This is a genomic window from Enterococcus sp. RTP21361st1_A6_RTP21361_211029, assembly GCF_040910045.1.
Classification (GTDB): Bacteria; Bacillota; Bacilli; order Lactobacillales; family Enterococcaceae; genus Enterococcus_D; species Enterococcus_D gallinarum.
On record NZ_JBDGBK010000233.1, the window covers coordinates 1 to 1,041 of the forward strand.

The 1,041-nt window shown below is 43.9% G+C and carries 1 protein-coding gene; it reads right to left on the reverse strand.

Annotated features, from left to right (window positions below; genetic code table 11):
* Positions 1-1,006: IS256-like element ISLgar5 family transposase (locus tag AB5Z52_RS17295; protein WP_368243990.1), on the reverse strand; the 1,006-nt coding region annotated here is incomplete at its 3' end.
* Positions 1,007-1,041 lie beyond the last annotated feature (35 nt).

A 1,041-nucleotide genomic window follows, 5' to 3' on the forward strand; every position in this document is an offset into this window, starting at 1 on the left:
AGGATTCAATCAAGTTCGTAGAATAAATACTCTTGCGTATGGCCAAGGGGAAATCATAGAAAGTGAGCAAGTGATCGTTCGAAAGAATCGATTCAACCACTTTTGGATAGCTGGTTTTCCTTTTTTCCGCAAAAGCACCACGTGCTTCCAACGCCACCTCTTTAGATGAGGCTTGATACACCATTTTAAAATCATCACAGACTTCCTTACGATCATCGACACGCACTTTGTGACTGATATTACGGGAAACGTGTACACAACAATGTTGAAAACGAGCTTTGGGATAGAACCGACTAATCGCTCCTACCATCCCCTTTAAGCCATCCGTGATGAACAGGAGGACATTTTTCAAACCGCGCTCTTGAAGGTCCAATAAAATTTCCTCCCAAATCGTGATGGATTCAGTCGGTGCAATCGCATAGCTCAATACTTCCTTTGATCCGTCCGGGCGAATGCCAACTGCGATATGAATAGCTTCCTTGGCGACGGTTTTCCGCTTTAACGGAATATACGTTGCGTCCATATAAATAGCAGCATAACGGTCATGAAGCTCCCGCCCTTTAAACGCCGTTACCTCTTCTGTAAATGATTTTGTTATATTGGACATGGTTTGGGGCGTGTAGTAATGCCCATACATTTTCTCAATCAAGTCTGCGATTTCCGACATGGTAATACCTTTTCGGAAGAGGTGAATGACGGTCTCCTCTAACGTGTCATTCGTCCGTCTATAAGCAGGAACAGTCTGTTGCTTGAACTCACCATTGCGGTCGCGCGGAATCTGGAGATGAAGTTCCCCATACTCGGTCTTGACCGTACGGTCATAGGAGCCGTTACGAGAATTACCCGTGTTAAAACCAATGCGATCATACTTTTCGTAATCTAGGAAAGCCGTTAACTCCGTTTTGAGAAGCGTATTGACTGCTTTCTCCAAATGGACACGGAATAATTCATTCAAATCGCCTTTGTTCGCTAGAGTCTTTAGAATTTCTGTAGTAAAATCGTTCATAGGGAAGTCCTCTCTTCTGTGAATGTGTTGTGGTA